Genomic DNA, 26,236 nt, shown 5'->3' on the forward strand with positions numbered 1-26,236 from the left:
TGCAACGTGAGCGAGGGCCTAAGCCCAGCGACTCAAGCGACCTGCATGGTGCGGTGTGTATCAACCAGATGTTGCACCACGCCAGGATCGGCCAGTGTGGAGATGTCGCCCAGCGAATCATATTCGCCGGTGGCGATCTTGCGCAGGATGCGGCGCATGATCTTGCCCGAACGGGTCTTCGGCAAACCTGGCGCCCACTGGATCACGTCCGGCGAAGCGATGGGGCCGATCTCCCGACGTACCCAGTTTTTCAGCTCCAGGCGCAGTTGCTCGGACGGCTCCTCGCCGCTGTTGAGCGTGACGTAGACATAGATGCCCTGGCCCTTGAGGTCATGCGGTACACCGACCACAGCCGCTTCTGCGACTTTTGGGTGAGCGACCATGGCGCTTTCGATTTCGGCAGTGCCCATACGGTGGCCGGAGACGTTGAGCACGTCATCTACGCGACCGGTGATCCACCAGTAGCCGTCTTCGTCGCGGCGCGCACCGTCGCCAGTGAAGTACATGCCTTTGAAGGTCTTGAAGTAGGTGTCGACGTAACGGTCGTGGTCGCCGTACAGAGTACGTGCCTGGCCCGGCCAGGAGTCGATGATCACCAGGTTGCCCTCGGTGGCACCCTCGAGAATGTTGCCCATGTTGTCGACCAGTGCCGGCTGCACACCGAAGAACGGACGTGCGGCAGAACCCGGCTTGAGGCCATGGGCACCCGGCAGCGGCGTCATCATCGCGGCGCCGGTTTCGGTCTGCCACCAGGTATCGACGATCGGGCAACGCGATTGGCCGACGTTCTCGTAGTACCACTGCCAGGCTTCCGGGTTGATCGGCTCACCGACCGAACCGAGCAGGCGCAGGCTGGAACCATCAGCGCCTTCTACCGCGGCCTTGCCCTGGGCCATCATGGCGCGAATGGCGGTTGGTGCGGTGTAGAGGATGTTGACCTTGTGCTTGTCGATGATTTTCGACACGCGGGTCACGTCCGGGTAGTTCGGTACGCCCTCGAACAGTACAGTGGTCGCGCCATTGGCCAGCGGGCCGTAGACGATGTAGCTGTGCCCGGTGACCCAGCCCACGTCAGCGGTGCACCAATAGACCTCACCTGGGCGGTAGTCGAACACGCGCTCATGGGTCAGCGCGGCATACACCAGGTAACCGCCCGTGGTGTGCAACACGCCCTTCGGCTTGCCGGTGGAACCGGAGGTGTAGAGGATGAACAGGGCCTCTTCGGCACCCATCTCTTTCGGCGCGCAGACGCTGCCGGCGACTTTCATCAGGTCTTCGAACCAGATGTCGCGGTGCGGATGCCACTTGATGTCGGCACCGGTGCGCTTGCACACGATGATCTTCTGAACGCTGGCGGTTTCCGGGTTGGCCAGGGCGTCATCGACATTGGCCTTCAGCGGTGTGCGCTTGCCGGCACGGATGCCTTCGTCAGCGGTGATGACGACTTTCGATTTGCAGTCGATGATGCGACCGGCCAGAGCTTCCGGCGAGAAGCCGCCGAAGACTACCGAGTGGATGGCGCCGATCCGGGCGCAGGCCAGCATGGCCACGACCGCTTCGGGAATCATCGGCATGTAGATGGTGACCACATCACCACGGTGCACGTCCTGACCACGCAGGGCATTGGCGAATTTGCAGACCTGCTCGTGCAGTTCGCGGTAGGTGATTTCCTTGTGCTCGGACGGGTCATCACCTTCCCAGATGATCGCCAGTTGATCGCCACGCTCGGCAAGGTGGCGGTCCAGGCAGTTGGCAGAGACGTTCAGGGTGCCATCGGCAAACCATTTGATGTCGACGTGGTGATCGTCGAACGAGGTTTGTTTGACCTTGGTGAACGGCTTGATCCAGTCGATACGCTGGGCCTGCTCGCGCCAGAAACCGTCGGGGTTGATGACCGACTGCTGGTACATGGCTTTGTAGGTCGCCTCGTCGGTGAAGGTCTGTGCGACCACCTCGGGACGGACCGGATAGAGAGGAGCAGCGCTCATGTTGGATACCTCGGCAAGCATTAGTTTTTGTATGGTGCCTTTTGTATCCCCCGACACCCTACAGGGCCATTCGACCATGGTCTTACCGCTCTACGACCATGGTCTGAGCGCCTGCTCGCAAGGGCTGTGCAGCCTGCCAAAGGCTTTTTCAGCAGCACTAGCAAAGTCGCCACTACACTGATCGCAACGACAGTGAGGTACGTGCATGACGAGGCCGTCTCCTCCCGCTACTACCATTCCAGAACACCACACCCTCTCCCAGACTCGCGCTAGGGAAATCGGCAATGCCACTGTCAAAGGCTCATACCAAAGCACAATCCCGCCGCCTGGCCGTCACCCTCTGCGTGGGGCTCCTTCCGCTCCTGCTGGGCAGCCCGCTGATTTACTGGCAAGCCGGCAAGGTGCTCGACCAGCAGGCCCACGACCGCGCCGAAGAAGCACGCGAGCTATTCGAGGAAATACTCGACACGGCCGACACCGCCGCCCGGAGCGTGATCGACCTTTCCGGCGGCCCCTGTGATGACGTGGACCAGGCATTGCGGCGCCAGGTGACAATCAATCCCTACCTGCGTTCGGTCAACCTCGCCTACGACGGAGAGCTGTACTGCACCTCGCTCTCCGGCCCCTTCAAGGAGCCCGAGCAGCTCGAGTATTACAGCGACGGCCAACTGCGCCTGATGCCGGGTAACGACACCACGCCCGACCGTGCCGTGCTGATCTATCGCCTGGCCGACGCCCCACGGGCCGTGCTGATCGGCATCGACGGTCTGCACCTGACCAAAGCGCTGCAACTGGCCGGGCAGAAAGCCCCGCTGCAGTTGGTCATCGGTGACGCCTATATGGGCGCCGACGGCCAGGTCCGACAGGCACCACTGCCGCCAATCCCCGTTGCCCAGACCAACCTCCATTCAGAGCGTTACCCCCTGCACATACGTGCCGGCTATGCCAAGGGCGCGCAATGGCACCTCATGCAGACCCAATACCTGTCCCTGCTGGTTCTGCTCCTGCTGCTGGGCATCATGGCAAGCGTGGCTGTGCAATGGCTCGGGCTGCGTGCCAACTCGCCCCGTCGCGAGCTTGAGCGCGCCCTCGCCGCTGGCGAGTTCCTGCCCTACTACCAGCCTCTGGTCGGCACTGCCAATGACCAATGGAGCGGCGTCGAAGTGCTGATGCGCTGGCAGCACCCCGAGCAAGGCCTGGTGCCACCTGGCCAGTTCATCCCCCTGGCAGAAGAATCCGGTCTCATCGTGCCGATGACGCGCCACCTGATGCGGCGCGTGCGGGATGAGCTACGGCCCCATGCCGACCGGCTGCCGGAAGCCTTCCACGTGGGCATCAACATCACCGCCGACCATTGCCGCGATCTCGTGCTGATCGACGAGTGCCGGGCATTCCTCGACGATTTCCCGCCTGGGCGAATCGTGCTCACGCTGGAACTGACCGAACGCCAGATGATCGCCTCCACAACCATTACCGAGCAGTTGTTCAGCACACTGCGCGACATGGGCGTGCGAATCGCCATCGACGACTTCGGCACCGGCCATTCCAGCCTCGCCTACCTGCGCGCATTCCAGGTCAACTACCTGAAGATCGACCAGAGCTTCGTCGCCATGATCGGCACCGACGCGCTGTCCCATCACCTGCTGGAAAACATCGTCGACCTGTCGACACGGCTCGACCTGGGCATCGTCGCAGAGGGCGTGGAAACCGATGAGCAGAGCGACTACCTGCGTCGCCGCGGCGTGCAGTATCTGCAGGGCTATCTGTACGCCAAGCCCATGCCGATTGCCGCGCTGCTCACCACCCTGCAGAAGGGGGTGCCGTCCTGATGCACTGACTGCCGCAGGGTGTGTCGTGCGCACCAGCAAGCCACGTGCCCGGCTTCAGGGCGCAAGCACGCCGAACGTCACGAAATGGAGGCAAAAAAAAGGCGACCTCTGGGGCCGCCTGCCAATTCATTCCGGGGGAGGAATGTCAGTAACTTATCCGGGATTCGCAGGAGCCGGATGACTACTTTTTACCCCGTACCATCCACTGGCACCATTGCACCAAGGTCGTAGGCGCTAGCTTTTCCCCAGCCCATGCTCACGCAGCTTATTGGCAATGGTGGTGTGCGAGACGCCTAGGCGCTTGCCCAGCAGGCGACTGCTCGGATGCTCGTGATAGAGCCGCTCCAGCACAGCCTTCTCGAACCGGCCGACAATCGCGTCCAGTCCGCCTTCCAGGGAAAAGTCGCCCAGGGGTTGCGACGCACCATACCCCGGCAAGCGGATGTGCTCGACCTTGACCGTACCGCCCTCGCACAACGATACCGCCTGGAACAACACGTTCTCCAACTGCCGCACATTGCCCGGCCAGTGGTAATGCGCCAGACGCTCCAGCACCTGCGGGGCCAGGCGGGGCAAGGCGCAACCAATCTGCCGACTGGCCTGATCGAGAAAGTGGTCGACCAACGGTGCCAGCCCATCCAGGCATTCACGCAATGGCGGGATATGCAGGCTGAGTACATTCAACCGGTGGTACAGGTCCTGGCGAAATTCACCGTGGGCACACAGGGCCGACAGATCGACCTGGGTCGCACAGATCACCCGTACATCCAGGTGCACCTCCTCATCGCTGCCGACCCGGCGGAAGCAGCCATCCTGCAGAAAGCGCAGCAGCTTGGCTTGCAGACGCGGGCTCATCTCACCGACGCCATCGAGAAACAGCGTGCCGCCCGCCGTGAGTTCGAGCAGCCCGAGCTTGCCCTCCGGCCGTGCGCCCTCGAAGGCGCCGGCACCGTAGCCGAACAGTTCGGTCTCGGCCATCGACTCCGGCAGCCCGGCGCAGTTGAGCGCCATGAAAGGCGACTGCCCACGTGGGCTGGCCAGGTGGCAGGCCCGTGCCAACAGCTCCTTGCCAGTGCCGGTTTCGCCTTCGATCAATAGCGGTGCATCCAACGGCGCCATGCGGCGTGCTTCGCGCACCACTGCGGCCATCACCCTGGAGCTCTGAAAGATGCTGTCGAAGCCACGCAACTCCTGTTTACGCACCTGGTAGATACGCTCACCGACCCGATCCGCCCGATGCAGGGTCAGCACCGCGCCGGCCAATGCTTCACTTTCGTCATGCTCGGATTGCAAGGGCGCGATATCGGCAAGAAACACATCGCCGCGCACCTTCACCCGCAGGCCGTTGATGCGCGACTGATTGGCACGCACCAGCTCCGGCAGGTCAAAGTCCTCGACATAGCGCGACAGGGCGATGCCCGGCACCTCGTCGACGCGCACGCCAAGCAACTGCGCTGCGGCGCGGTTGGCGGCGACGATGCTGCCGCCCATGTCGATGGACAGCACGGGAAAATCCAGCGCGCCAAGCAGTGCGTTCAATTCAAGATGGCGGCGCTCACTGGGCATCAGCCCTACACGCTTGACGCCGAACACCCCAGCGATGCTCTCCAGCTTCGGGCGCAAGGCCTGGAACTGCAGATTGATCAGGTTCGGACAGTGCAGGTAGATGGCATTGCCCTGCTCGCCCCCGACCTCGCCGCGGGCAACATTGATGCCGTAGTCGACCAGCAGTTCGAGAATGTCGCGCAGGATGCCGACACGGTTCTGGCAATGGATCTTGATACGCACGCGAGTAGCCCCTGTGATTGTTATACGGGCTCGCCGTCAGCCACTTTCGAGGAACGACGGCTATTTATCGTCAAGATTATGTGACAGATAGCGCCATCGACAAGGTGATAGCGCAAGAGCCCCATCGATACGTAATGATTAGTTTACGAAAGCATCGACCTGACTGCGCCAAGCCTGCCGCTGACGCGCGGTAATGCGGGACCTTCTGCGGTATTGCTGAATCACAACAATGACAAAGCTGCGCAGAGGAAGTCGCCGCATGAAAACCACCCGGTACCTGGCCCGCGAACCCGACGCCGATGGCTTTATCGCCTATCCGCCCGGCGAGCATGCGGTATGGAACACCCTGATCGACCGCCAACTGGCGCTGGTCGAGGGGCGAGCCTGCCAGGAATACCTCGATGGCCTGGAGCAACTCGCCCTGCCCCGCGAGCACATCCCGCAATTGAGCGATATCAACCGCGTCCTGCAAGCCAGTACCGGCTGGCGTGTGACCCGCGTACCAGCCCTGATTCCGTTCCAGACCTTTTTCCAGTTGCTGGCCAGCAAGCAATTTCCCGTGGCTACGTTCATCCGCACAGCCGATGAACTGGATTACCTGCAGGAGCCGGACATCTTCCACGAGGTATTCGGTCACTGCCCGCTGCTGACCAACCCCTGGTTCGCCGAATTCACCCAGACCTATGGCCAGCTGGGCCTGCGCGCCAGCAAGGAAGAACGTGTCTACCTCGCTCGGCTGTACTGGATGACCATCGAATTCGGCCTGGTCGAGACCGCGCAGGGCCGGCGCATCTATGGCGGAGGCATTCTGTCCTCGCCGAAGGAAACCCTCTACAGCCTGTCGGACGCGCCCGAAGTCCAACCGTTCACAGCCCTGGAAGCCATGCGCACGCCCTACCGCATCGATATCCTGCAACCGCTGTATTTCGTCTTGCCGGACCTCAAGCGCCTGTTCGAGCTGGCCCAGGAAGACATCATGAGCCTGGTCCACCAGGCCATGCAGCTCGGCCTGCATGCGCCGAAATTCCCGCCCAAGGCCGCCTGACCTGCATCTGTAGAATGAATGGCGCCTGCATAACCCAATCGACCACCCCGGAGAACGCCATGACCCTAGCCAACGCTTCCTGCGAAGCCTGTCGAGCAGATGCGCCACAGGTTTCCGACGCCGAACTGGCGACGCTGATCAAGGAGATTCCCGAGTGGAACATCGAGGTGCGCGACAACATCATGCAACTCGAACGGCTGTTCCTGTTTCGCACCTTCAAGCATGCCCTGGCCTTTACCAATGCCATCGGCGCACTGGCCGAGGCCGAAGGGCACCACCCTGCGCTGCTCACCGAGTGGGGCAAAGTCACCGTGACCTGGTGGAGCCATGAACTGAAAGGCCTGCACCGCAACGACTTCATCATGGCCGCGCGCACCGACGCAGCGGCTGCCACCGCTGAAGGACGTAAGTAGCCCGAACTTTCTCGGTACGCAGGGCCTCTAGAAATCCACCTTGCCACGCCCGGCCTTGATCGCCCCGCGCTTGCTCTTGCCTTCCAGGCGACGCTTTTTCGAGCCCAGGGTCGGCTTGGTTGGACGGCGGGCCTTTTCCGTCTTGCCGGCGCTGCGAATCAGCTCGAACAGGCGCTCCAGTGCATCAGCCCGGTTCTGCTCCTGGGTTCGGTACTGTTGCGCCTTGATCACCACGACGCCTTCGGCAGTGATGCGGCTGTCACTCAGCGCCAGCAGGCGTTCCTTATAGAACGGTGGCAATGAAGACGCCTGGCTGTCGAAGCGCAGGTGCACGGCGCTCGACACCTTGTTGACGTTCTGACCACCGGCTCCCTGAGCCCGGATGGCCGTCAGCTCGACTTCGTCGTCAGGCAAATGAATGCTGTTGGAAATGACCAGCATCGGTGCGACCCAGCAGAAAAGAAGGCGCCAAGGATAACCCGATAGGCGCCTCAATGACTGCCCAGCCACCCCGCACAGAGCGGCAACACCACTGCCGTAAGAAGTCCCAGCAAACTCATGGCCAAAGCGGCGAATGCCCCACACTCGTCGCCCTCTTCCAACGCCCGAACCGTGCCGATGGCGTGGGCATTCATCCCGTAGCTCATACCCCGCGCCGCCGGGTGGTCGACGCGAGCCAGCCCAAGCAGCAACGGCCCGAATGCCGCGCCGATCACACCGGTCAGCATGACCAGCAACGCCGCCAGGGACGCGATGCCACCCGCCTGGTCCGCCAGCAGCATGGCGATTGGCATGGTCACCGACTTGGTCGACAGGGTTACCAGCACCGGCAGGCGGACGCCCAGCAGGTAACCGATCAGCACCGTCAGCAGTACCGTCAGTACGCCACCAACGACCAGGGTGATGAGGATCGGCCAGAGCAACTGGCGGATACGCCGGAGGTTCTGGAACACCGGTACAGCCAGGGCCACGGTGGCCGGCCCGAGCAACAGGGAAATCGGTGAAACACCCTGTCTGTAGGTGCTGTAGTCGACACCACAGGCCAGCAGGATAGCGATCACCAGCAGCATGGAGATCATCACTGGCTGCAACACCAGCCAGCCACTGCGGCGGTAGAGCAATAGCGCAAACTGGAAGGCCAGCAAGGTGATCGCCACCGAGAACAACGGATGCTCACGCACCGACAGCCAGGCCTGCCCGCTCATGATTTCCGCCCGGCAGCTTTGCGTTCCTGGCGCCGCATCAGGTACTGCATCAGCCAACCACAGAACGGCACGGTGATCAGCAACGACAGGGCAAGCGCCAGCACGATCAACGGCAGCTCGGCGAACAAGGCCCGGTCACTGTCCATGATGCTCACCGTGGCCGGCACCAGGAGCAACGGCAGGTACTGCAGCAACGTGCCCGAGGCCTGCCCCAGCGACTCATCGACCTTGCCCCGCAGCAACAGGCAGCCCAGTAACAGCAACATGCCCAGGATTGGCGCTGGCAGCATTGGCAAGAGCGTCATGCTCAACACCGTGCCCAGCAATTGCAGAAGCACCAGCCAGCCCAGCCCCCTCAGCGCCATTGCCGACTCCAGGAAAACGACGAGGGGTTGGCACGCATTCGGGTCTCCAGGAGCGGACAGAGGATGAGGCCTCCCGACTATGCCCATCGCCATTGCCATAGAACAGATTCAGATAACCAATAAAATTACAGATCAGATAATTCGTTACTAACCATCAGGCTTTCACAGCCCTCATATGGTCCTTGTTGCCCTGTAATAGAGCACGAACAATCTGATCCGCTTAAAACTCCATCGTCTGAATCTGTTTTGTTTCCCTGTTGGTTTCTACAGTGCGCCATCGCCAGAACCCTGCACGGGTCGAGGCCGCATTTGTCTGACCAGGGGTTGTTATCCATGCATTCAGCAGTTTCAGATCAAGCCTACAACTACAAGGTGGTGCGCCAGTTCGTCATCATGACCGTGGTATGGGGTGTCGTCGGGATGGCCATGGGCGTGTTCATCGCCTCGCAACTGGTCTGGCCAGAGCTCAACCTCGACCTGCCGTGGACCAGCTTCGGCCGCCTGCGCCCGCTGCATACCAGCCTGGTGATCTTCGGCTTCGCCGGTAGCGCCCAGTTCGCCGCCAGCTACTACGCGGTGCAGCGCACCTGCCAGACACGACTCTATGGTGACGGCCTGGCCACCTTCACCTTCTGGGGCTGGCAGGCGGTGATCCTGACCATGCTGATCACCCTGCCGCTGGGCTACACCACCACCAAGGAATACGCCGAGATCGAATTCACCGGCGCCATCGGCATGGCCATCGTCTGGGTCGCCTACGGCATCGTGTTCTTCGGCACGGTGATGCGCCGCAAGACCCCGCACATCTACGTCGGCAACTGGTTCTTCGGTGCGTTCATCGTGGTCATCGCGATGCTGCACGTGGTCAACCACCTGGCGATCCCGGTGAACTGGTTCAAGTCCTACCCGGTCTACGCCGGCGCTACCGATGCCATGGTGCAGTGGTGGTATGGGCATAACGCCGTGGGCTTCTTCCTGACCACCGGCTTCCTGGGGATGATGTATTACTTCGTACCGAAACAGGTGGACCGCCCCGTCTACTCATACCGCCTGTCCATCGTGCACTTCTGGGCGCTGATCACCCTGTACATCTGGGCCGGCCCGCACCATCTGCACTACACCGCGTTGCCTGACTGGGCGCAGACCCTCGGCATGGCCATGTCGATCATCCTCCTGGCACCCAGCTGGGGCGGCATGATCAACGGCATGATGACCCTCTCCGGCGCCTGGCATAAGCTGCGCAGCGACCCGATCCTGCGCTTCCTCGTGGTGTCCCTGGCGTTCTACGGCATGTCGACCTTCGAAGGCCCGATGATGGCGATCAAGACCGTCAACGCCCTGTCCCACTACACCGACTGGACCATCGGCCACGTGCATGCCGGCGCCCTCGGCTGGGTGGCGATGATCACCTTCGGCTCGGTCTACCACATGGTGCCGCGGCTGTATGGCCGTGAGCAGATGCACAGCGTCGGCCTGATCAATGCGCACTTCTGGCTGGCGACCATCGGCACCGTGCTCTATATCGCCTCGATGTGGGTCAACGGCATCACCCAGGGCCTGATGTGGCGGGCAGTCAACGAAGACGGCACGCTCACCTACTCCTTTGTCGAAGCCCTGCAGGCCAGCCATGTCGGCTTCGTGGTGCGCATGGTCGGTGGCCTGTTCTTCCTCACCGGCATGCTGCTGATGGCCTACAACACCTGGCGCACCATCCGCGCCGCCAACCCGGCCGAATACCGCCTGGCCGGTCAGATCGCCTGATACCGCAGGGCCCGGCAATGCCGGGCCCTGCCTGGAGGCTCAATGCTCAGTGAACTCTGGTTCCTCATGTGCGTAGCGCTGTTCTTCGCCGCCGTGCAGGCGTGCCTGTCGCGTGCCTCACCGCGCGATACCGATGAAGCAGCCATGCTGCCATTTGCCGACGACCCGGAGGTCGCCCAGCGCATGGAGCGCGCCACAGGCAAAAGCCGCACCGGCTGCAAATGCCCTGGCACCTGCAAGGGCGCCTGCGATTACCAGCAGGACCTTACCGCCTGATCGCGTCCTGCGGCGAACTCAGGCCGTGGGGTTATCCGCCTCGCAGTTGATCATCCACGGCACGCCAAAACGGTCTTCCAGCATGCCGAAACGCACGGCCCAGAAGGTCTGTTGCAGCGCCATCTGCACCTGACCACCCGCAGACAATGCCGTGAACAGGCGCTCTGCCTCGGCGATGTTCTGCACCTGAATGGACATATGACAGCCTTTGACCCCCGCGTAGGGCTGGCCCGGCATGGTGTCAGAGCCCATCAGCACCTCATCGCCTACCATCAGGCACGCGTGCAGGGTGCGGTCGCGTTGATCGGCAGGTAGCTCGCCAGCGCACTCGGGATTGTCCGAAAACGGCATCACGTTGACCGTGCCGCCCAGGCATTGCGCATAGAAGGTAAAAGCCTCGGCACAGTTGCCGTCGAATATCAGATAAGCGTGAATCTTCATCTACGCACCCTCCTCAGTTCGTGTTCATCTGTTCCCGCAGGCGCGCATCCTGCTCGCGTAGCGCTGGGGTGAGTTCAGCACCGAAATCCTCGGCACTGAATATCTGGCGAATCTCGATGGCGGACTCGCCGGACATAGGGTTAGGACAACGCCGAACCCACTCGATGCACTCGGCCAACGACGCGACCTCGAAGATCCAGAAGCCGGCAATCAACTCCTTGGTCTCGGCAAACGGCCCATCGACGACGCTGCGCTGCTCTCCCTTGAAGTGCACGCGCGCGCCCTTCGAACTGGGGTGCAGCCCCTCGCCTGCCTGCATCACCCCCGCAGCGACCAGTTCCTCGTTGTAACGCCCCATCGCCGTCAGCAGTTCCTCGCTGGGCATTTCGCCCGCCTCGGATTCAGCCGTAGCCCTGACAATCACCATGAAACGCATCGCGGTACTCCTTCGTGAGCCTGTAGGCACACCCCTATGGTCCGCCTCTATCACTGGTCGAAACAGCGCAGGCAGAATCGACAGGTCATTGAAATTTTTAGTCGGAATTTGCTCGCGCCTGAAATAGCGCCGAGCGGTAAGTTGTGCGCCATCCACCTTTCAGGAATAACCGATGGACTCGATCACCCAGGCCGTACTCGGCGCCAGTATTCAAGGTGCATTGCTCGGCCGCTGGCAGGGCCGACGCGCGCTGCTCTACGGCGCGCTCCTGGCAACCGTGCCGGACCTAGACGTGGTCATGGACTATGGCGATGCCGTGTACGACATGACCTTTCATCGCGGCTTCAGCCATTCGCTGTTCGTGCTGACCGGCCTGGCCTTGCTGCTGACCGTGCTGGCCCGGCGTTTTCGCCCACACCCGGGCTATTCCGCAAATCGCCTGTTCTTGACCTTGTGGCTGGTGCTGGTCACCCACCCGCTACTCGACGCCTTTACCAGTTACGGCACCCAACTGCTCTGGCCACTGGCGACGACGCCCATCGCCTGGTCCAGCGTGTTCATCATCGACCCGCTGTACAGCGTGCCGTTACTGATCGCCGTGGTGGTCGGCCTGTGGCGAGGGTTATATGGCAAGCGCGCCCGCCTGCCCGTGGCGGCGCTGTTGGTCTCAAGCCTGTACCTGGCCTTCACCGTGGCGGGCAAGTGGATGGCTGAACATCGGGTGGAACAGGCGCTGGCAGACAGTGGCATCCAGGCCGAGCGCGTATTCAGCTCGCCCACTCCATTCAACAGCCTGCTCTGGCGGGTCACGGTGATTGACGGTGAGAACTACCATGAAGCCCTGGTCAGCTGGTTCGACAGCACCCCACCCACCCTCGAGCGCATGCCGCGCGGCAGCGCCCTGGCCACGGCCCTGAAAGACTCGCCACAGCATGCCCGGCTGGTCTGGTTCACCGACGATATGTTGCGTTACGACCAGGTGGGTGATGAGCTGATCGTGACCGACCTGCGCCTGGGCTTCACCGGCTTCCACCCGTTCCGCTTCCTCTTCGCCGAACAGCACGATGGCACCTGGCAGGTGCACGAACGCGTCGACCGACTGCCCTTCTCCCGTGGGGACATGGCCCACCTGAGGATTCTCTGGCGCCGCATCTGGGATCAACAGGAACCGCTCAACCTGCTGAGCTGGAGCAAGGCGCTCGAAGAGCGCTCCTGACAGCTATGCGTGGAACGGATGCAGGGCGCTCAGAGCCTGTTTACGATCTTCTGGATTAGAGCCAGACAAGGGCTAGGCGCCCCCGCAAAAACGCCCGAGGAAGCGGACTGGGCCCGCACTCGGGTTTACGAGTGGTAAATGAGCATTCCGTCGGGGACGCCCAGTCTGGGCTCGCATCCGAGGGCGTTTTTAACGCCGTATGGCCGCGAGCCAGGAGATCGTAAACAGGTTCTCAGCCCTGCACCGAGTGCTCAGCCCCTGCACCGGCCAACCGCTGCAGCCGATAACACAGCCACAGCACCAGCAGCCACACCGGCATCACGTACACCGAGATGCGGATGTCATCGATAAACAGCATCACGGTGAGGATGAACACGACGAACGCCAGGCACAGGTAGTTGCTCAGCGGAAACCAGAACACCTTGAAGCCGGGCTCGACACCTCGGGCCTGCATGGCCTTGCGGAATTTCAGGTGGGTCAGGCTGATCATCGCCCAGTTGATCACCATCGCCGCCACGGCCAGCGACATCAGCAATTGCAACGCGCTCTTGGGCACCAGGTAATTGACCACGACACACAGCAGGGTCACCAACGCCGACAAGGCAATCGCCAGCACCGGCACGCCTCGCCGGTTGACCCGTGCCAGCACCCTGGGCGCATCGCCCTGCTCGGCCAGGCCGTATAGCATGCGGCTGTTGCAGTACACGCCACTGTTGTAGACCGACAGCGCCGCCGTGAGCACCACGAAATTGAGCAGATGCGCCGCCGTGTCACTGCCGATCAGCGAGAAGATCTGCACGAAGGGGCTGCTGCCGTAGGCATCCCCACCAGCGGTCAGGGTCGCCACCAGGCTGTCCCAGGGGTACAGCGAAAGCAGCACGGTCAGCGCGCCAATGTAGAAAATCAGGATGCGCCAGACCACCTGATTGATCGCCCGCGGGATCACCTTGCGCGGCTCACTCGCCTCGGCGGCGGTAATCCCGACCAGTTCCAGGCCGCCGAAGGAAAACATGATGATCGCCATCATCAACACCAGCCCGCTGATGCCATGGGGAAAGAACCCACCGTGGCGCCAGAGGTTGCTCACCGATGCCTGCTCGCCGCCAGCACCGCTGAACAGCAGGTAGCTGCCGAGCAGAATCATGCCAATGATCGCCGCGACCTTGATGATGGCGAACCAGAATTCGGACTCGCCGAAGACTTTGACGTGCGTCAGATTGATCAGGTTGATCAGCAGGAAGAACGCAGCAGCCGTCGCCCAGGTGGGAATCTCCGGCCACCAGTACTGCACGTACTTACCCACCGCCGTAAGCTCGGCCATGCCCACCAGCACGTAGAGCGCCCAGTAGTTCCAGCCGGAAATAAAGCCAGCAGCGCGGCCCCAATAGGCATGGGCAAAATGGCTGAAGGAGCCGGCCACGGGTTCTTCGACGATCATCTCACCGAGCTGGCGCATGATCAGAAAAGCAATGAAGCCGCCAATGGCGTAGCCGAGGATCATCGACGGGCCGGCCGACTGCATGACCCCGGCCGAGCCGAGGAACAGGCCCGTGCCGATGGCGCCACCGAGGGCGATCAACTGGATATGGCGGTTCTTGAGACCGCGGGTTAGCGGTCCGGCGTGCAAGGGGTCAACACTCATCGGTCACCTGTGCGTGTCTGTGACCGCCCGGCAGCGCCACGTCGTTATTGCGCGTCCGCCTGCCGCTCCGGCGCCGCCATGGCGAAAGCAGCGAGGGATTCGCAACGTGCGGCAATGTCGAGGATGCGTGGATACGCGTCGAGGTCGCAGTTGAAACGCCGCGCATTGTACACCTGCGGGATCAAGCAGGCTTCCAGATAACCGGGGCGCTCGCCCAGGGATAACCCGCCTGGCAGTACCGCCAGCCCCTGCTCCACCGCCGCCAGCCCCTGGCTGACCCAGTGGCGGTACCAGTCATCCTTGCCCACATCGTCCACGCCCAGCTCGCCAGAGAGGTACTGCAGCACCCGCAAATTATTCAGGGGGTGGATCTCGCAGGCGATATGCAGCGCCAGCGCCCGTACCTGCGCACGCCGCAGTGGATCACCCGGCAACAGCGCCGGTACCGGGAAGACTTCATCCAGGTACTCGAGAATCGCCAATGACTGGGCGATACGCACACCACCATTGGCCTCATCGACCAGCAGCGGCACCAACCCCTGCGGATTGAGCGCCAGATACCCAGGGGCCCGCTGTTGCCCGCCATCCTTGAGCAGATGTACCGGCACCTGACGGTAGCTCAGCCCCTTGAGATTGAGGGCAATACGCACCCGGTAGGCCGCGCTGGAACGCCAGTAACCGTAGAGCGTGAGCTCATGGTTCATAGCGTTCCACCGCCTGGTCGATGGCGCCGAAGATGCTCTGCCCGGCAGCGTCGAACATCTCGATGCGCACCCGGTCACCAAACGTGAGGAACGGCGTGCGCGCCTCGCCCTGCTCGACGATTTCCAGCATGCGCTTCTCCGCCAGGCAGGAAGAGCCGGCGCTGCGATCGTAGTTGGACACGGTGCCCGAGCCGATGATGGTGCCGCTACCCAACGGCCGGGTCTTGGCCGCGTGGGCGACCAGGGTCGGGAAGTTGAAGGTCATGTCGGTGCCGGCGTCCGGCTGGCCGAGCAGTTGGTCGTTGATGTGCGACACCAGTGGCCGGTGCACCTTGCCATCCTTCCAGGCATCGCCCAGCTCGTCCGGGGTCACCGCCACCGGTGAAAAGCTCGACGACGGCTTGCTCTGGTAGAAGCCGAAGCCCTTGGCCAGCTCGCCGGGAATCAGATTGCGCAGCGACACGTCGTTGACCAGCATCAGCAAGCGAATGTGCTCAGCAGCCTCGGCGGCGCTGACGCCCATCGGCACGTCGTCGGTGATCACCGCCAGCTCGGCCTCCAGGTCGATACCCCAGGCCTCGTCGCCGAGCTGGATCGGGCTGTGCGGCGGGATGAAGCTGTCCGCACCGCCCTGGTACATCAACGGATCGTGCCAGAAGCTCTCCGGCATGTCCGCGCCACGCGCCTTGCGCACCAGCTCGACATGATTGACGTAGGCGCTGCCATCGGCCCACTGATAGGCACGCGGCAACGGGCTGTGACAGTCGGCCTGGTCGAAGACGAAAGCGTCCTCGCACAAGCCATGATTGAGACGCTGGTACATGGCCTCAAGATGCGGGCCCTTGATCGCCCAGTCATCCAGTGCGGCCTGCAGGGTGGCTGCGATCTGCGGCACCTTGACCGCACGGGTCAGGTCGCGGGAAACCACCAGCAGCACGCCATCGCGGCCTTGGTTCAGTGATGCGAGTTTCATACTCAAACCTCGTAGGGCGCGCCGTGCGCACCGCAGGTATGGTCAGGGGTCGCGAGGGTCAGGCCCTCGCTCAGCGGGTCTGCCCAGGCGCACGCCAGGAATTCACATACTCGGCCACCTCCACCCCGGCTGCCGCCTCGCCAACCTCCAGCGCGCGGCGGGTATCGATCATCACCGCCACCTCATCGATAAAGGTCGCCGGATCGTGCTGGGCCTTTTTCAGCGCCTTGGGGTGCGGGCCATGGGGGAAGCCGCAGGGATGAAGCGTGACCATCCCCTGCTCAATGTTGTCGCGGCTGAAGAAGTTGCCACGGTGGTAGAACAGCACCTCGTCGTAATCGTCGTTGTTATGGAAGAACGGCACCTTCAGCGCACCCGGATCGGACTCCACCGGACGCGGGGTGAAGGTGCATACGACGAAGCCATTGGCGACGAAGGTGGTGTGCGCCGACGGCGGCAGGTGATAGCGATGGCTCATCAGCGGGCGGATGTCGCGCCAGTTGAGGCGCACCACAGTGTTGTCGCCATGCCAGCCGACCACATCCAGGGGGTTGTAGGGAAAGGTCACGGTGCTGATCTGGTTGCGCCGCTTGATCCGCACCTGCCAGGGGTTCTCGTCCTGCTGCGCCTTGAAGGCCTCGTCGAGGCGCGGGTGATCGAGCACCGCCGGATCGAAGATCGCCTGTGGCCCGACCAGGCCCTTGTCCGGCAGCATGTAGGCGCCGTCGGTGTTCTCGATCAACAGCATGAAGGTCGGCTGGGTAGCCTCGATACGCCAGGCGGTGCCACGCGGGATCATCAGGTAGTCACCGTCGCGGTATTGGAGATGGCCGAAATCGCAATACAAATGCCCGGCACCCTCGTGGATGAACAGCAGTTCGTCGCCGTCGCTGTTGCGCACCAGGTGACGCATGGCGCCGCTGGTCTTCCAGATACGCAACTGCACATCGGCGTTGTGCAGGGTCAGCGGCGCTTCTAGCGGGCAGTCTCGTTCGCTGGCGACATGGTTGAAGTTGAAGGCATGCGGGCGCAGCGGCCCTTGCCAGTCGACCCAGCCAGTGGGCGGATGCTTGTGGTGCAGGTGGGTCACCGGGCCGAAGAAGCCTTCGCGGCCCATCTCGCGCTCGTAGGTGTCTGGAGGAAAATCGCAGTGCGCCTGGCGCGAACTGTCACCCTCACGCAGGGGAAAGCTGATCCATTTGCGACTCATGTAGAGCTCCTCATCATGGCGCCCGGGATGCGTGGGGTGACTGACCACCCCGCGAAAACCCACGACGTGTTTCCCAGCGATGGCGGTGGCTGAACAACGCCTCATCCACCCTGTGATTCAGTCCTCGGAGATGACCCCGCGGCGCACCTGGTCTTCTTCGATGGACTCGAACAGGGCCTTGAAGTTGCCCTCGCCAAAGCCCTGGTTGCCCTTGCGCTGGATGATCTCGAAGAAGATCGGACCGATTACCGTGTTGGTGAAGATCTGCAGAAGGATGCCGTCGTCTTCGGGCGTGTCGACGCCCGGCGTGCCGACGCCCGGCGCTCCATCAATCAGCAGGTTCAGTTCGCGCAGTTGCGCCAGCGGCTCGCCATGCCCGGCCACGCGGCTGTCGACCTTTTCATAGTAGGTGTCCGGCGTGGTCATGAAGTCCACGCCATTGGCGCGCAGCTTGCGCACGGTGGCGTAGATGTCGTCGGTGGACAGGGCGATGTGCTGGATGCCCTCGCCGTGGTACTCGCGAATGAATTCCTCAATCTGCGACTTGTCGTCGGCCGACTCGTTGATCGGGATGCGGATCTTGCCGCACGGCGCGGTCATGGCGCGGGAGAACAGGCCGGTGAGCTTGCCCTCGATATCGAAATAGCGAATCTCGCGAAAGCCGGCGATGCGTTCGTAGAAACCGGACCAGACGTCCATCTGCCCGCGTTTGACGTTGTGCGTGAGGTGGTCGATCACTTGCAGGCCGACGGCGTTGTCGTTCGGCCCGCGGCCTTCGATGTACTCGAAGTCGACGTCGTAGATGCTCTTGTCGCCGCTCTCACCGGGATAGCGATCGACCAGATACAGCAGGGAGCCACCAATACCTTCGACACAGGGAATGTTCAGCTCGCCGAAATTGGCGTGGCTGCCGACCAGGGTCGCGCCCTGGGATTCGACATAGGCGGCAGCCTGGGCCGCGTTCTTCACCCGGAAGGCCATGGCGCAGGCGCTCGGCCCGTGCCTTTCGGCGAAGACCCGTACGTGTCCGGTAGGGCTGCCGTTGAGCACGATGTTGATGTCGTGCTGCTGGAACAGCCAAACCTCCTTGGAGCGGTGCTTGGCGGTTTCGGTGAAGCCCATGGCGGTAAACAGCGTGCGCAGGTGCTGGATGCCTTCGGCAGTAGGCGCGGTGAATTCGACGAACTCGAAGCCGTCGGTACCGATGGGGTTGTGCTGCTCTATCTTGGCCACGGCGTTCATTGCGCCTCCTTGTTGCTGGGGGCTCTGCCGGGCACTTGCCTGGCGGATGCTTCCCCCATCAGAGTCGCGCCCACCCTTGCGAACAAGCCGTGGACACCACCGCCGAAACTCACTTGGCCATCCTCATCGGCAGGTTTTCCTTACAGCCAAACAGCCCCCGGCAATGGCCCTCTGCGCACCACGTACGCGTAACGATTCATTGACACCGCGGCTCATTCACGTGCCGGCGCATACCTGCACACCCGTAACAAAGGCGCTACCATTGGCCATCACTCCCACGGTGTAGATGGTTCCCATGGCCCGTGCCAGCCCACCCGACCTGGATGCCAGCAGCCTGCCCCTGCGCGCCCTGGCACGCAGCTATCCGCGCGGGCTGTATATCGAACCGCATCAGCATGAGTGGGGCCAGTTGCTCTACGCCATGTCCGGCATCATGTGGGTGGAAACCCCTGGCGAAGCGCTGCTGGTGCCACCGCAGCGCGGCGTGTGGCTGCCAGCCGGCGTACCCCACGGCATTCGTGTGGCATCCGAGCTGGAGATGCGCAACATCTACCTGCGCCCGCAACTGGCACAGTCGTTGGCTGATGAGGTGCAGGTGTTCGAGGTGCAGCCCCTGCTCCGCGAGCTGATCCTGGCGCTGGTGGAACAGGAACGCCAGCCCGATGCCGACTACTACACCGCCCTCACCAACCTCGCCGTCCAGGCCTTGCAACGGGCCAGGCGCTCCCAGCTGCGCGTGCCACTGCCTCAGGGAAACGACCGGCGCCTGCTGCGGCTGTGCCAAGCGGTCATGGCTGCCCCGTCGCTGGACATCTCCTTCGAACAACACGCCCAGGCTGTCGGCGCCAGCGTGCGCACGCTCTCCCGCCTGCTGCTGCGCGACCTGGGCATGGGCTTCGCCGAATGGCGCCGCCAGGTGCAACTGGCCAGCGCCTCTGCCGCCTTGATCCAGGGCGAGCCAATCGGACGTATCGCTCGCGAACTGGGCTATCAACCCGCCAGCTTCAGCGACATGTTCCGCCGCGAGCTGGGCATGGCACCTTCCAGCTACCGCGACGCTGCACACATCTGAGCCGCCGTTACCCACGAAATTGGCCGATAACCTGAAGGCCTTGGCCGAACGCCTGCACGCCGCATCCCTAGACTGGCAGCACCTATTCACGACGGGATCGCGCCATGCCCTACCTCATCGCCCTGCTCATCGGCCTCTTCGTCGGCGCGCTCTATGCCCTGCTCGGTGTCCGTTCGCCAGCCCCACCCACCGTCGCCCTGGTCGGCCTGCTCGGCATGCTGATCGGCGAAAACCTGCTGCCCTGGGGACGCACCGCCCTCACCCAGTGGTTTCAGTAACCCTTTCAACACCTCCAAAAGGAACACCTGATGCAAGCCCTGCAATTCGCCCACACGGGTGACCTCGCCGCCCTGCAACTGGTCGAAGTGGCCCAGCCGACACCTGCCGCAGATGAAGTACTGGTGCAGGTTCGAGCCGCTGGACTCAACCCCAGCGATGTGAAGAACGTACTCGGCCGTTTTCCCTACACCACCCTGCCGCGCATTCCAGGTCGCGACTTCGCTGGCGTGGTCGTGGACGGACCATCCGCACTGCTCGGCACGTCCGTCTGGGGAACCGGAAAAGGCCTCGGCTTCAACCGTAACGGCAGCCACGCAGCCTATCTCACCCTGCCCGCCGAGGGCGTAGCCCGGCTGCCCGAACAACTCAGTTTCAGCCAGGCGGCCGCCCTGGGCGTGCCCTACACCACGGCCTGGGATGCCCTGCAACGCTGCCAGGTCGCTCAGGGCACGCGCTTGCTGATCATCGGCGCTGCTGGCGCGGTTGGCAGTGCCGCCATCGCCCTGGGCAAGGCATTAGGCGCAGACGTACTGGCAGCGGTGCGCAAGCCCGAGCAGGTGCTACGCCTGCGCGACAGCGGGACGCCGACGCTGCTGCTGGAACAGGCCGACCAGCTTGCGACACAGGTTCAGGCGCACTTCCCTGGTGGAGCCGACGTCATCTTCGACACCACCGGCTTCTGGCTGCCGGCCGTCGTGCCTGCGCTGGCCGACTTCGGCCGTATCGCCATCATCGCCGCCCCCGTCGATGGCCACGTGCACTTGCCGGCGCTGGCGCTGTATCGCCGTGGCGGTGTAGTCGTAGGCGTCAATTCACTGCTGTATGACACGGTGAAATGCGCACGCATGCTGGAAGCCTTCGGCCAGTTCTTCGCCCAGAGCCGCTTGCCACTGCCATCGGGCTTGCGCGAAGTGCCGCTGAGCGAGGGCCTGAGCAGCTACGCCGAGGTCAATACGGGGAGCCAGGACAAGATCGTTTTCATACCGTCGCATTAACGTCTCTAGGGTCTGTTCCCGTTTCGGCATGGATGACCGGATCGAGGCAATTTCGGGCGTTAGAGTTGGTGGGCTAAAGCCCACCCTACAAAAGCCGGACCCTGCGTAGGGTGGGCTTCAGCCCACCAGTAGGCGCCTCATGAAACGCAAAAGTCGATTGTCCGCAACTGCCTCAAATAAGTCCGTTCGAAGGGCTGGATTGGAAGTATATTTCCAACCGATTCAATGAGTTGAAGTGAAACTGGAACAGACCCTAGCGCGCTGCGCCAGCATCTCTTCGAGCCAGCGCAGGCCCTGCCTCACGCCGATAACGGTCGAGGTCGAGCGGCTGCGGCTTGTCCAGGGCGTAGCCCTGGGCATAGTCGATGCCAATCTCGCGCAACAGGGCGATGATCGCATCGCTCTCGGCGAACTCGGCGATGGTCCGTTTGCCCATGACATGGCCGATGTGGTTGATCACCTCGACCATGGCCCGGTCGATGGGGTCGGCCAGCATGTCGCGCACGAAACTGCCGTCGATCTTGAGGAAGTCCACCGGCAGGTGCTTGAGGTACATGAACGAGGACATGCCCGCGCAGAAATCATCCAGCGAGAAGCGGCAACCCAGGCCTTTCAGTTCGTTGATGAAGCGCGTGGCATCGTCCAGGTTGGTGATGGCCGTGGTTTCGGTAATCTCGAAGCAGATCAGTTCTGGCGGTATGCCCTGGCTGGCGAACTGCTCGTGCAGGAAACCGAGAAACGCCGTGTCACCAATGCTCGCACCAGACAGGTTGATCGCGCACAGCGGAGTGTCCTGCAGCGTGCTGTGCAGCAAATGATCGGCCAGGGCCTGAAAGGTGGTACGCACGACCCAGCGATCGATCTGCGGCATCAGGCCATAGCGCTCGGCCGCCGGCAGGAAGCTGCCCGGCGCGACCAACTGACCATTGGCCTCACGCAGGCGTAGAAGAATCTCGATATGGCCGCCGTCATCGTCGTCCTGCAACGCACCGATCGTCTGCGCAAACAGGCAGAAACGGTTTTCCTCCAACGCCTGGTGAATACGCGCCACCCAGCTCATTTCGCCGACACGCTGAGATAACTCGGAATCGTCCGGTTGGTAGGCATGCACGCGATTGCGGCCTTTTTCCTTGGCGGTGTAGCAGGCCATGTCGGCAGTGCGCAGCAAGGACTCCAGGCTGTCTTGTGCCTGGCTGATCTGCACCAGGCCAATGCTCACAGTGATGGCGAAGGTCCGGCCATTCCAGGCGAAACGCAGCTCCTGCACGGCTTCGCGCAACGATTCGGCGATCCGCTCGGCGGCTTCTGCCGAGCAGTTCTCCAGGACCACACCGAACTCGTCCCCGCCCAGTCGCGCCAAGGTATCGCCCTCGCGCAGGTGCTGCTGCAAAGCGCTGCAAACCTGCTGCAGCAACTCATCGCCGGCGGCATGACCACTGGTGTCGTTGACCAGCTTGAACTGGTCGAGATCGAGGAACATCAGCGCATGCCGGCGTTGCTCGTGCTCCAGGCGATCGAGCAGCTGCACCACGCGGTATTCGAACTCACGCCGGTTGGCCAAGCCGGTCAACGCATCATGGCTGGCCTGCCAGGACAGGCTGGCGACGAACTGGTGCTCACGGGTCATGTCGTGCAGCACCATCACCGCACCGCTGACCCGACCCTCACTGTAGATCGGTGTGCCGACCAGGTTCACCGCTACCGAGCTGCCGTCCTGGCGCACGATCAGTTTGGTTGACTCGCTGACGGCAGTCGCGCGACCGGCCAGAATCCTCTGCACCAGCGACTCACCCGTATCGTCCGCCTGCTCGGTGGCGATGGAAAGCAAAGTGTCGAAGGGCTGCCCCTCGGCCTGCTGGGCCTGGCAGCCGGTGAGCTGCTCTGCCGCCGGATTCAGGTAAACGATATGCCCTCGGCAATCGATGCTGATTACCGCATCGCCAATGGCGGCCAGGGTTACCTGGGCGCGGTGCTTTTCCATCTCCAATGCTTGCCCGGCCAGTTCACGCTGTCTCAGCAACTTGCGGGTGCGTAACACGGCAATGGCGATGAGTAGCACTGCGGTGGCCAGATTGACCCAGATCAGCAGGTGCAGGACCTCGCGGGATGCTTCGCCAAGCACGCTGGAAAACTTGTCTGCCGCCGGCGTCACACCCTGGTTGATCTGCTGGATGCGACTCGTCCAGATCGCCTCTTGCTCCTCGTCGACAGCCCCACGGCTGATCGCGTCGTGCATGTCATCAGCCAGGTTGGTGAGTTGAAAGATATACGTGTCACCCAGCGACCATTGCTCGACAGCCCGCTCCATGAAGCCGGTGTTGCGGAAATTGAGGAACAGCCAGGTCATCGCGGCCACGTCGTCCGGATGATTCTTGCCCTGCAGAATACCGGCACGGGCGGCGACCAGATTGGGCGGCGACTGTTCGAGGGCGACCCGGAATGCGCGGTCACCGAGCGGGACGGCAACAGCCTGCTGGTATTGCTCGAAGTGGTCGAGATCGTGGCTATTGGCGTAGAGGTCGAGGTAGTAGATGGCGTCCTTCTGGGCCTTGGACCACAGGCTTTCGCCGCCGACGAAACCGCGCACAGCGGACAGCACGAACAGGCTGCTGCCTGCCAGCAGCGCCTGCAGCACGATGACCAGCACAAAGGGCCAAACCAGACGCAATAACTGAGTTGTACTGCGCGCCAACCGGGCGCCCGTCTCGTGACTCATACCGTCCCTTTCTCCCGACTCCGGTGCGGTTACAGCCGCGCCAGCATGCGCAAAAGCCTCATGCCCAGGTGAATACAGCACAATGCCGGCCCAGACGGAAGCGCCAGCATGTCACTCAGGTATAGACGGCTTTTGCCGGGTCGGTCAGAAAAAAGGGCTTGACTGGCTCAACGACGGCGAAACAAGGGCCGTGGCTCGATCGCCGAGCGGCCGTACAGCACGCTCATGCCAGCCAGTCCCTTGAGGGCATCCTCGACCGATTTGTCGGCACGCACGGCAAACGCATCGAAGCCGCATTGGCGCATATGGCTGAGCTGGTCGCGCAGGACATCGCCCACGGCGCGCAGCTCGCCCTGCCAACCCAGACGCGTACGCAGCAGGTAGGCCAGGCTGTAACCACGACCATCACGAAAGCTGGGGAAGTCGATGGCGATCAGCGGCAATGCCGGCAGGCAAGCCTGCAACGCCTGCACGTCATCATCCGGTGCCAGCCACAGGCCATCGGCGCTGGTGGCCTGGCCGGCCAGCACGGTGTCGCTCTGGCGTTCGCGCCACAGGGCCAGCGGCAGCAACAGCGGTGCCATCAGTTCGTCGGGGGATTCGCCCTCACGCAGCAGGTGCCAGGGATCATCGGTGATGATCTGTGGCGCACCGTCTTGCAGCTTGATCAGGTTGTTCATGCGGGCTGCTCCTGCTGGCGGTAGACCTGTTGCTTGAAGGGCTCCAGGCCGATCCGTGCACAAGTATCGACAAAGGGTTCGCCCTCTGCACGCTGCGCCAGGTAGGTCTCGATGATCCGCTCGATGACCTCGGGCACCTCTGCCGCACCAAACGATGGGCCAATCACCTTGCCCAGCGCCGCGCCATGCCCCTGCGCGCCACCGAGGGTGATCTGGTACCACTCGCTGCCGTTCTTATCCACGCCGAGGATGCCGATATTGCCGATATGGTGATGGCCACAGGCGTTCATGCAGCCGGAGATATTCAGGCTCAATTCGCCGATGTCATGCAGGTAGTCGAGGTCTTCGAAGCGCTGCTGAATCCCCTGGGCGATGGGAATCGACTTGGCATTGGCCAGCGAGCAGTAATCGCCACCGGGGCAGGCGATGATGTCGTTGAGCAGGCCGATGTTCGGGGTCGCCAGGCCAACGGCATCGGCCAGTTGCCAGAGGCGATACAGATCCGCCTGGCGCACGTCCGGCAGGACCAGGTTCTGCTCGTGGGCAACCCGGATCTCGCCGAAGCCGAAGGCCTCGGCCCAATCGGCGGCATGCTCCATCTGTACGGCGGTGATATCGCCAGGCGGCAACGCGGCCCCCGGTTTGGTCGACAGCACCACGCTGGCATAACCGGCCACCTTGTGCGGCTGCACGTTACGCGTCAGCCACCGCTCGAAACGCGGGTCATGCAGCGCCTGTTGAAGCGGGTCCTGGTTTTCCAGCGCGGCGTAGTGCGGCGGCTGGAAATGCGCGGCGACACGCTGGTACTCCTCTTCCGTCAATTCGGCCGGGCCATCCTTGATCAGTGCCCACTCCTCCTCGACCTCACGGGCGAACGCTTCGACACCCAGCGCCTTGACCAGGATCTTGATCCGCGCCTTGTATTTGTTGTCACGCCGGCCATAGCGGTTGTAGACCCGCAGCACGGCTTCGACGTAGCTGAGCAGGTGCCGCCAGGACAGGCCATCACGTACCTGCTGGCCAATGATCGGCGTGCGCCCCAGGCCACCACCGACCAGCACGCGCAGCAGCAACTCTCCGCTCTCGTCGCGGTACACCTGCAGGCCGATGTCATGCACCTGCACCGCCGCACGGTCTTCGGCAGCCGAGCACAGGGCGATCTTGAACTTGCGTGGCAGGAACAGAAACTCGGGGTTGACCGTCGACCACTGGCGCAGGAGTTCAGCCAGCGGGCGCGGATCGAGGTACTCGTCAGCCGCGACCCCGGCGAACGCCTCGGTGGTCACGTTGCGTACGCAGTTGCCGGACGTCTGGATGGCGTGCATCTCGACCTCGGCCAGTTGCTCGAGGATATCCGGCACCTGCTCCAGTTCGATCCAGTTGAACTGGATGTTCTGCCGTGTCGTCAGGTGGCCGTAGTCACGGTCGTAGTTGCGGGCGATGTGCGCCAGGGTACGCAACTGTTTCGATGACAGCGTGCCGTAGGGAATCGCCACACGCAGCATGTAGGCATGCTTCTGCATGTACAGGCCGTTCTGCAGGCGCAACGGCAGGAACTCTTCCTCGCTCAGTTCATCGCTGATGCGGCGCTGCACCTGGTCACGAAACTGCGCAACCCGCTCGCGCACCAGCGCGTGGTCGTATTGGTCGTACTGGTACATGGTTTCCTCGGAACGGCGTCATGCCGCTAAGGAGCGGCAGGCGGACAAACGATGCGCGAACTATGCGCAAGACACTGCCATCAAAACAGCGGCAGATAGCACAGAAAAATACGGATCAGATGGGCAGCCAATCGCTTACCAGCCGCAGCCGGACGGCGAAGAAACCTTGATCCAGATCATTGCAGAATCCAGAGCCCCCAAGCGTAGCGGCGCTGCCCTTTGCATCGCATCTGATATGGTTTTTATCCACTTACCTGAGTCTGTTATCGAAACAGTTGCGCTCGCATAGTTCGCCCCGC

25 protein-coding genes are annotated in these 26,236 nt (G+C 62.7%); 10 read left to right on the forward strand and 15 right to left on the reverse strand.

Annotation, left to right across the window (positions count from 1 at the left end):
- Positions 1-32: 32 nt before the first annotated feature.
- Positions 33-1,988 carry an acetate--CoA ligase gene (gene acs / locus ACWPW0_RS15765; RefSeq protein WP_447592853.1) on the reverse strand — a complete coding sequence of 652 codons (1,956 nt, stop codon included), beginning with the start codon at positions 1,986-1,988 and terminating at the stop codon, positions 33-35.
- Between the two features lie 284 nt (positions 1,989-2,272).
- Here acs and ACWPW0_RS15770 point away from each other — a divergent pair, with 284 nt between their 5' ends.
- The gene (locus ACWPW0_RS15770) at positions 2,273-3,817 is read left to right on the forward strand and encodes an EAL domain-containing protein (protein WP_454255799.1); all 1,545 of its coding nucleotides are present in this window, start codon (positions 2,273-2,275) and stop codon (positions 3,815-3,817) included.
- Between the two features lie 234 nt (positions 3,818-4,051).
- Here the strand turns inward: ACWPW0_RS15770 and ACWPW0_RS15775 are convergent, their stop codons facing one another.
- Entirely contained in the window at positions 4,052-5,605 is a 1,554-nt protein-coding gene (locus ACWPW0_RS15775) for a sigma-54-dependent transcriptional regulator (RefSeq protein WP_454255800.1), read from the reverse strand.
- A gap of 259 nt (positions 5,606-5,864) precedes the next feature.
- Between ACWPW0_RS15775 and phhA the strand changes: the two genes are divergently transcribed.
- Together phhA and ACWPW0_RS15785 are read left to right on the forward strand one after the other, a co-directional pair.
- On the forward strand, positions 5,865-6,650 hold the full coding sequence (phhA, locus tag ACWPW0_RS15780) for a phenylalanine 4-monooxygenase (RefSeq protein ID WP_447592858.1): 786 nt from the start codon (positions 5,865-5,867) through the stop codon (positions 6,648-6,650).
- Positions 6,651-6,709: 59 nt separating this feature from the next.
- Entirely contained in the window at positions 6,710-7,063 is a 354-nt protein-coding gene (locus tag ACWPW0_RS15785; RefSeq protein ID WP_447592860.1) for a 4a-hydroxytetrahydrobiopterin dehydratase, read from the forward strand.
- Between the two features lie 27 nt (positions 7,064-7,090).
- On the opposite strand, the gene arfB is transcribed toward ACWPW0_RS15785, so the two are convergent.
- Genes arfB through ACWPW0_RS15800 form a run of 3 tightly spaced genes read right to left on the reverse strand, consistent with a single transcriptional unit; the run spans position 7,091 to position 8,633 of the window.
- Positions 7,091-7,504: an alternative ribosome rescue aminoacyl-tRNA hydrolase ArfB gene (arfB, locus tag ACWPW0_RS15790; protein WP_447592862.1), complete on the reverse strand. Its 414-nt coding sequence runs from the start codon at positions 7,502-7,504 to the stop codon at positions 7,091-7,093.
- A 50-nt stretch (positions 7,505-7,554) separates the two neighbouring features.
- Positions 7,555-8,268: an LrgB family protein gene (locus tag ACWPW0_RS15795; protein WP_447592863.1), complete on the reverse strand. Its 714-nt coding sequence runs from the start codon at positions 8,266-8,268 to the stop codon at positions 7,555-7,557.
- Complete coding sequence (locus ACWPW0_RS15800; protein ID WP_447592864.1) at positions 8,265-8,633, reverse strand: CidA/LrgA family protein; 369 nt, start codon at positions 8,631-8,633, stop codon at positions 8,265-8,267. The genes ACWPW0_RS15795 and ACWPW0_RS15800 overlap by 4 nt, the downstream gene beginning before the upstream one ends.
- A 333-nt stretch (positions 8,634-8,966) precedes the next feature.
- Here ACWPW0_RS15800 and ccoN point away from each other — a divergent pair, with 333 nt between their 5' ends.
- A complete protein-coding gene (gene ccoN / locus ACWPW0_RS15805; protein ID WP_454255801.1) occupies positions 8,967-10,394 on the forward strand; it encodes a cytochrome-c oxidase, cbb3-type subunit I in 1,428 nt (475 codons plus the stop codon).
- Between the two features lie 42 nt (positions 10,395-10,436).
- Positions 10,437-10,670: a cbb3-type cytochrome c oxidase subunit 3 gene (locus ACWPW0_RS15810; protein WP_447592868.1), complete on the forward strand. Its 234-nt coding sequence runs from the start codon at positions 10,437-10,439 to the stop codon at positions 10,668-10,670.
- An 18-nt stretch (positions 10,671-10,688) separates the two neighbouring features.
- Here the strand turns inward: ACWPW0_RS15810 and ACWPW0_RS15815 are convergent, their stop codons facing one another.
- Together ACWPW0_RS15815 and ACWPW0_RS15820 are read right to left on the reverse strand one after the other, a co-directional pair.
- Positions 10,689-11,111 carry a VOC family protein gene (locus ACWPW0_RS15815; protein WP_447592870.1) on the reverse strand — a complete coding sequence of 141 codons (423 nt, stop codon included), beginning with the start codon at positions 11,109-11,111 and terminating at the stop codon, positions 10,689-10,691.
- Between the two features lie 13 nt (positions 11,112-11,124).
- The gene (locus ACWPW0_RS15820) at positions 11,125-11,547 is read right to left on the reverse strand and encodes a YciI family protein (protein WP_454255802.1); all 423 of its coding nucleotides are present in this window, start codon (positions 11,545-11,547) and stop codon (positions 11,125-11,127) included.
- A gap of 172 nt (positions 11,548-11,719) precedes the next feature.
- On the opposite strand from ACWPW0_RS15820, the gene ACWPW0_RS15825 reads away from it, so the two are divergent.
- Positions 11,720-12,763 carry a metal-dependent hydrolase gene (locus ACWPW0_RS15825; protein WP_454255803.1) on the forward strand — a complete coding sequence of 348 codons (1,044 nt, stop codon included), beginning with the start codon at positions 11,720-11,722 and terminating at the stop codon, positions 12,761-12,763.
- A gap of 232 nt (positions 12,764-12,995) precedes the next feature.
- Here the strand turns inward: ACWPW0_RS15825 and ACWPW0_RS15830 are convergent, their stop codons facing one another.
- From ACWPW0_RS15830 to hppD, 5 genes are all read right to left on the reverse strand, one after another.
- Positions 12,996-14,405: an amino acid permease gene (locus ACWPW0_RS15830; RefSeq protein WP_454255804.1), complete on the reverse strand. Its 1,410-nt coding sequence runs from the start codon at positions 14,403-14,405 to the stop codon at positions 12,996-12,998.
- Positions 14,406-14,449: 44 nt separating this feature from the next.
- Positions 14,450-15,109: a maleylacetoacetate isomerase gene (gene maiA / locus ACWPW0_RS15835; protein WP_454255805.1), complete on the reverse strand. Its 660-nt coding sequence runs from the start codon at positions 15,107-15,109 to the stop codon at positions 14,450-14,452.
- Positions 15,099-16,082, reverse strand: a complete 984-nt coding sequence (locus ACWPW0_RS15840; protein WP_454255806.1) for a fumarylacetoacetate hydrolase family protein — start codon at positions 16,080-16,082, stop codon at positions 15,099-15,101. Before ACWPW0_RS15840 ends, maiA begins: the two co-directional genes overlap by 11 nt.
- A 70-nt stretch (positions 16,083-16,152) precedes the next feature.
- Positions 16,153-17,292, reverse strand: a complete 1,140-nt coding sequence (locus ACWPW0_RS15845) for a homogentisate 1,2-dioxygenase (protein ID WP_447592881.1) — start codon at positions 17,290-17,292, stop codon at positions 16,153-16,155.
- A 117-nt stretch (positions 17,293-17,409) separates the two neighbouring features.
- Positions 17,410-18,534 carry a 4-hydroxyphenylpyruvate dioxygenase gene (gene hppD / locus ACWPW0_RS15850; RefSeq protein ID WP_454255807.1) on the reverse strand — a complete coding sequence of 375 codons (1,125 nt, stop codon included), beginning with the start codon at positions 18,532-18,534 and terminating at the stop codon, positions 17,410-17,412.
- 295 nt (positions 18,535-18,829) lie between these two features.
- On the opposite strand from hppD, the gene ACWPW0_RS15855 reads away from it, so the two are divergent.
- The 3 genes from ACWPW0_RS15855 (at position 18,830) to ACWPW0_RS15865 (ending at position 20,880) form a co-directional block, all read left to right on the forward strand.
- On the forward strand, positions 18,830-19,606 hold the full coding sequence (locus tag ACWPW0_RS15855; protein WP_454255808.1) for an AraC family transcriptional regulator: 777 nt from the start codon (positions 18,830-18,832) through the stop codon (positions 19,604-19,606).
- Positions 19,607-19,710: 104 nt separating this feature from the next.
- On the forward strand, positions 19,711-19,884 hold the full coding sequence (locus ACWPW0_RS15860) for a DUF1427 family protein (RefSeq protein ID WP_447592887.1): 174 nt from the start codon (positions 19,711-19,713) through the stop codon (positions 19,882-19,884).
- Between the two features lie 30 nt (positions 19,885-19,914).
- Positions 19,915-20,880, forward strand: coding sequence for a quinone oxidoreductase family protein (locus ACWPW0_RS15865; protein ID WP_454255809.1), 966 nt, complete (start codon positions 19,915-19,917; stop codon positions 20,878-20,880).
- Between the two features lie 253 nt (positions 20,881-21,133).
- On the opposite strand, the gene ACWPW0_RS15870 is transcribed toward ACWPW0_RS15865, so the two are convergent.
- The 3 genes from ACWPW0_RS15870 to ACWPW0_RS15880 all read right to left on the reverse strand — a co-directional run bounded on the left by ACWPW0_RS15870 (position 21,134) and on the right by ACWPW0_RS15880 (position 25,937).
- A complete protein-coding gene (locus tag ACWPW0_RS15870; protein ID WP_454255810.1) occupies positions 21,134-23,596 on the reverse strand; it encodes an EAL domain-containing protein in 2,463 nt (820 codons plus the stop codon).
- A 167-nt stretch (positions 23,597-23,763) separates the two neighbouring features.
- Entirely contained in the window at positions 23,764-24,276 is a 513-nt protein-coding gene (locus ACWPW0_RS15875) for a DUF934 domain-containing protein (protein ID WP_454255811.1), read from the reverse strand.
- Positions 24,273-25,937 (reverse strand): nitrite/sulfite reductase, encoded by a 1,665-nt coding sequence (locus ACWPW0_RS15880; protein WP_454255812.1) that lies wholly within the window; start codon positions 25,935-25,937, stop codon positions 24,273-24,275. Before ACWPW0_RS15880 ends, ACWPW0_RS15875 begins: the two co-directional genes overlap by 4 nt.
- On the opposite strand from ACWPW0_RS15880, the gene ACWPW0_RS15885 reads away from it, so the two are divergent.
- Positions 25,936-26,226 carry a hypothetical protein gene (locus ACWPW0_RS15885; protein ID WP_454255813.1) on the forward strand — a complete coding sequence of 97 codons (291 nt, stop codon included), beginning with the start codon at positions 25,936-25,938 and terminating at the stop codon, positions 26,224-26,226. The two genes, ACWPW0_RS15880 and ACWPW0_RS15885, sit on opposite strands and share 2 nt — an antisense overlap.
- Positions 26,227-26,236: the final 10 nt, after the last annotated feature.

The organism is Pseudomonas sp. Marseille-Q8238 (assembly GCF_965111915.1).